This is a genomic window from Pseudomonas sp. NPDC087817, from assembly GCF_044742875.1.
In the GTDB taxonomy this organism is placed as follows: domain Bacteria; phylum Pseudomonadota; class Gammaproteobacteria; order Pseudomonadales; family Pseudomonadaceae; genus Aquipseudomonas.
The window spans coordinates 1-4,311 of the sequence record NZ_JBIUVJ010000134.1; the positions used below are offsets into that span (position 1 = coordinate 1).

The 4,311-nt window shown below is 58.5% G+C and carries 5 protein-coding genes and 1 pseudogene; 2 read left to right on the forward strand and 4 right to left on the reverse strand.

The features are described from left to right. Positions 1-152, reverse strand: a pseudogene (locus ACIONG_RS29885) (metal-binding protein); the annotation flags it as partial. 105 nt (positions 153-257) lie between these two features. Here ACIONG_RS29885 and ACIONG_RS29890 point away from each other — a divergent pair. After that, positions 258-836: a Maf family protein gene (locus tag ACIONG_RS29890; RefSeq protein WP_401304569.1), complete on the forward strand. Its 579-nt coding sequence runs from the start codon at positions 258-260 to the stop codon at positions 834-836. A 48-nt stretch (positions 837-884) separates the two neighbouring features. Here the strand turns inward: ACIONG_RS29890 and sppA are convergent, their stop codons facing one another. The 3 genes from sppA to rluC are packed head-to-tail and all read right to left on the reverse strand — an operon-like array spanning position 885 to position 3,507. Next, positions 885-1,874 carry a signal peptide peptidase SppA gene (sppA, locus tag ACIONG_RS29895; RefSeq protein ID WP_103306707.1) on the reverse strand — a complete coding sequence of 330 codons (990 nt, stop codon included), beginning with the start codon at positions 1,872-1,874 and terminating at the stop codon, positions 885-887. Positions 1,875-1,898: 24 nt separating this feature from the next. Further along, a complete protein-coding gene (locus tag ACIONG_RS29900) occupies positions 1,899-2,561 on the reverse strand; it encodes an HAD-IA family hydrolase (RefSeq protein WP_401304572.1) in 663 nt (220 codons plus the stop codon). Continuing rightward, positions 2,548-3,507: a 23S rRNA pseudouridine(955/2504/2580) synthase RluC gene (gene rluC, locus ACIONG_RS29905; protein WP_103306709.1), complete on the reverse strand. Its 960-nt coding sequence runs from the start codon at positions 3,505-3,507 to the stop codon at positions 2,548-2,550. Before rluC ends, ACIONG_RS29900 begins: the two co-directional genes overlap by 14 nt. A gap of 698 nt (positions 3,508-4,205) precedes the next feature. On the opposite strand from rluC, the gene ACIONG_RS29910 reads away from it, so the two are divergent. After that, a partial coding sequence (locus ACIONG_RS29910) for a hypothetical protein (protein ID WP_401304575.1) occupies positions 4,206-4,311 on the forward strand: 106 nt, incomplete at its 3' end.

Consider the following 4,311-nt stretch of genomic DNA (forward strand, 5'->3'; position numbering starts at 1 on the left):
AAAACGAATTTCGCCTGCACCGTACCGACATCGTCGTAAAGCGGGTCGCAGAGTCTCTTCAAATCGGCCAGCAGCAGTTCACATTGAAGGGTGGTGCCACGGTCAGCCAATTTGCGCGGGTCAACGTGAGGTGGAATCGGGTCATTCAACATAGGCGCAGCATTATAGGGATGCACCCACCCATGTCAAAGGAAATTGTGCCCTGTCCGTCACTTGCGTGCCTCCGTTAGAATTCGCACCTGCCTCAGGAGACGCGAATGCTGCCTTTATTACTTGCTTCAAGCTCGACTTATCGCCGGGAACTGCTCGCCCGTCTGCACCTGCCGTTCGTCTGCAGTTCGCCGGATATCGATGAAAGTCACCGCCCGGGCGAGTCAGCCATCGAACTGGTCAAACGTCTCGCCGAACAGAAAGCCCGGGCGCTGGCTGACAGCCACCCCGCTCATCTGATTATCGGCTCGGACCAGGTGGCAGTGCTCGGCGAGCAGATCATCGGCAAGCCGCACACCTTCGAGAAGGCCCGCGAACAGCTTTTGGCCGCCAGCGGTGCCAGCGTGACCTTCCTGACCGGCCTGGCACTGCTCAACAGCCAGACTGGCCAATGTCAGATCGACTGCGTGCCCTTCACCGTGCACATGCGCCAGCTCGACGAGACGCGCATCGAGCGCTACCTGCGCATCGAGCAACCTTACGACTGCGCTGGCAGCTTCAAAGCTGAAGGCCTCGGCGTAAGCCTGTTTCAATCCACCGAAGGCCCTGACGCCACCAGCCTGATCGGCCTACCGCTGATTCGCCTGATCGACATGCTGCTGGTTGAAGGCGTGCAGATTCCCTGAGCCACAAAAAACCGGCCATCAAGGCCGGTTTTTCCATGCCGCGATTTCTTAGCGCAGCGAAGGCCCGTGAAAACCCATCCACATCGCCAACTGCTCAGCCACGCTTGCACCAAGCTTCTTCGAGAAGCGATCGAACGGCGACTCCTGAACAGTGAAGTCCACCAGCTCTTTCTCGCCAATCACATCACGCGCAACGGAACTGGCATTACCCAGACCATCGATCAAGCCCAGCGGCAGCGCCTGCTCGCCAGACCAGACCAGCCCAGAGAACAGCTCCGGATGCTCTTTGTCTTTCAGACGATCACCACGCCCCTGCTTGACGCTATTGATGAACTGCTTGTGCGTGGTATCCAGCACGCTTTGCCAGAACGCAGTTTCTTCCGGCTTTTGCGGCTGAAACGGATCAAGGAACGATTTGTGCTCACCCGACGTGTACGTACGGCGCTCGACACCCAGCTTCTCCATGGTGCCGACAAAACCATAACCCGCCGCTGTCACGCCGATGGAACCGACCAGGCTCGCCTTATCGGCGTAAATCTGATCTGCCGCGCTGGCGATGTAATACGCACCGGACGCACCGAGATCGGAAATCACCGCATAGACCTTGGTATCCGGATGCAGACCGCGCAAACGCTTGATCTCGTCGTAGACATAACCCGACTGCACAGGACTGCCACCCGGGCTGTTAATGCGCAGGATCACACCCTTGACCTTCTTGTCCTCGAACGCCGCACGCAGGCTGCCGACGATGTTGTCGGCACTGGCCGGTTCTTTGTCGGCGATCATGCCGGTAACGTCGATCAGCGCGGTGTAATTCGGGCCACGGGTAGCGCTCTTTTCCATGTCCATCAACGGCGTGAACAGGATCAGCGCAACAAACAGATAAACAAACGTCAGCAGCTTGAAGAAGATCCCCCAACGCCGCGAACGACGCTGCTCCTGGACGCCGGCCAGCAGGGTCTTTTCCAACAGCTTCCAGCTTTTCTCGTCACCGCCGTCGGCCTCTGCCTTGGCCGGCGCCTTCCATTCATCGGTCATGCCATCCACCCCAGCAAAATCGTATTAAGCCCGCTGACCCAGCCAGGCATGCAATTCGGAAAAACGGTCGATCGACAGGCGCGGCTCGTACTGCTGCAGCGATTCGATCGATTGCGCGCCATAACTGACCGCCACAGATGCCATGCCCGCATTGCGCGCCATCAGCAGATCGAAGGACGAATCCCCTACCATCAGCGCCTGATCGGCACGCACACCACAATGCGCAAGGATCTGCTCCAGCATCAGAGGGTGTGGCTTGCTGGCAGTTTCATCGGCAGCGCGGGTGATATCGAAATAATCTTCCCAGCCATTGGCCTTGAGCACCCGGTCCAGTCCGCGCCGATTCTTGCCGGTCGCGACGGCCAGGTGATAGCCCTGCTCACGAAAGGATGCCATCGACTCAACGACACCCTCGAACAACGGCGAAGGCACAGCCTCTGCAGCGATGTAGTGATCGGCGTAATACTCGCGGAACGCGATCATTTCCGCATCACTGATCTCGGGATACAACGTGCGAATCGCTTCGGGCAAGCCCAGACCGATAATGCCTTTGACGGCAAAGTCATCGCGCAACTCGAAACCGGAGCGCGCGGACGCCGAGTGCATCGCCTCGACAATCCGATGAATGGAGTCGGCCAGCGTGCCGTCCCAATCGAAAATCAGCAGTTTGCAATCAGATGGGCGCACTCAATCGCTCCACTGTCTTGGCCCACATTTCATCGACCGGCGCCTGCAAGGTCAGCTTGCCGCCATCGGGCAGCGGCACGGTCAGCATGTAGGCATGCAGGAACAGGCGCTTGCCACCCAGATCACGGATTTCCTTGGTGAAATCGTCGTCGCCGTACTTGCTGTCACCGGCGATGCAATGTCCGGCGTGCAAGGTGTGCACACGGATCTGGTGGGTCCGGCCGGTGACAGGCTTGGCCTCGACCATAGTCGCGAAGTCGCCGAAGCGGCGCAGCACCTTGAACACGGTCAGGGCTTCTTTGCCTTCGTCGTTGACTTCGACCATGCGTTCGCCTGAACGCAGATTGCTCTTGAGCAACGGCGCACTGACCTGCTTGATCGAGGTCGCCCAGTTACCGCGAACCAGCGCCATGTAGCGCTTGTCGACGCCGTCGCCACGCAGCTTTTCGTGCAAGTGACGCAGCATGCTGCGCTTCTTGGCGATCATCAGCAGGCCGGAGGTGTCGCGGTCGAGGCGATGAACGAGTTCCAGCTCCTTGGCATCGGGACGCAACTGACGAAAGGCTTCGATCACACCGAAATTCAGGCCACTGCCACCGTGAACAGCAATGCCGGCGGGCTTGTTGATCACGATCAGGGCTTTGTCTTCGTAGACAATCGAGGCTTCCAGGCGCTGCAACAGACCTTGCGCCAAAGGCACCGGCTCGTCACGTTCAGGCACGCGGACCGGCGGCACGCGCACGATATCGCCGGCCTGCAGCTTGTATTCGGGCTTGATCCGACCTTTGTTCACACGCACTTCGCCTTTACGCAAAATGCGGTAAATCAAGGTCTTGGGCACGCCTTTGAGCCGGGCGAGGAGGAAATTGTCGATTCGTTGGCCGGCATACTCCGGCGAGACTTCAAGCAATTGAACGCCTGGAGTCGAAGGGGCAGTAGTTGTCATGCCGCGGATGATAACAATTTTTATGGAATTGAAGCACTTAATCATTGCTGCTATAGTCGCGAACGCCGCCAAAAGCGGCCTGGACAGCGGCACCACGGTCAAAAACCGGCCCTGACCAACGCAATTCACCAGGACGCGAGGCCGTCCTACGGGGCTTTCGCTACGTAACGGTGGAGTTTGCGGTTGTAACAAGCGCAGGTGACATGAGGCCTGAATCACACCGCCGAGCAGAGTTTCTACTCGCCCGGCAGGCAAATATTCGAGGCCAGTTCACAAAGTGCAGTCAGCTGCAGATGACCCCGAGCGAACGCTTCGGAAACACCGCCTGAATTAGCCATGATGCGTGACCTCCCCTTTCGGAGCTCACGGTAAATGCCAACCCGCTGCGGATTCTGCGCGCGGCAGCACCCGAATTATCAGGGATACGTGTAGGGTGGAGATGCACAACCGCTGGACTGTGTAGCAATAGGCTTTATCAAGACGCTTCATCTCGTCCACAGCCACGGTTGATTCCTCCTCCTGACTGAGTGCTTAAGTAGCCACAGCAAGCAGGACGCGTACGTCGCGGTATCGGCCCAATTGGTCGTACATCGCTGGACACGGGAATGGCCAACCACTCCCGACGCTCCTGACACCGACCGTGAGAAGTCGTGTGTGCCGAACGCCGTTTCCGGCAGCCCGGAAACCGACGGTACTACATGAAAAGAATGCTGATTAACGCAACTCAACCCGAAGAGGTGCGTGTTGCAGTGGTAGATGGCCCACGCGTCTACGCCCTGGACCTCGCATCCGGTGCACGCGAGC